At 72.7% G+C, this 267-nt stretch carries 1 protein-coding gene; it reads right to left on the reverse strand.

Annotation, left to right across the window (positions count from 1 at the left end; all coding sequences use genetic code 11):
- A partial coding sequence (locus tag CVH10_RS21180) for a hypothetical protein (protein ID WP_369335941.1) occupies positions 1–267 on the reverse strand: 267 nt, incomplete at both ends.

Here is a 267-nt window from a genome sequence, read left to right on the forward strand (position 1 = left end):
CGCCCGTTCGAACAGGCGGGGGCCCGCGAGGTTGCGCAGCATCGGGCTCGCCTTCTCGGGCGCGATGCCCTCGTGGCGGAAATAGATGGCGAGCGCCAGGTAGGCCCGGCCCGGATGGTCGATGCCCACGAAGGCCGCGTGGGTGATGACGTTGACGCTCTGCTCGCCGCGGTAGTCCGGGTGCGCCCGCCATCCGATGTCGGAGAGCAGGCAGGCGGCGTGGCGCAGGCGGCGCTCGTCGGCGGTCTCGGGCTGGTCGAGACTCGC

The organism is Halomonas sp. ND22Bw (genome assembly GCF_003011945.1).
GTDB classification, from domain to species: domain Bacteria; phylum Pseudomonadota; class Gammaproteobacteria; order Pseudomonadales; family Halomonadaceae; genus Halomonas; species Halomonas halophila.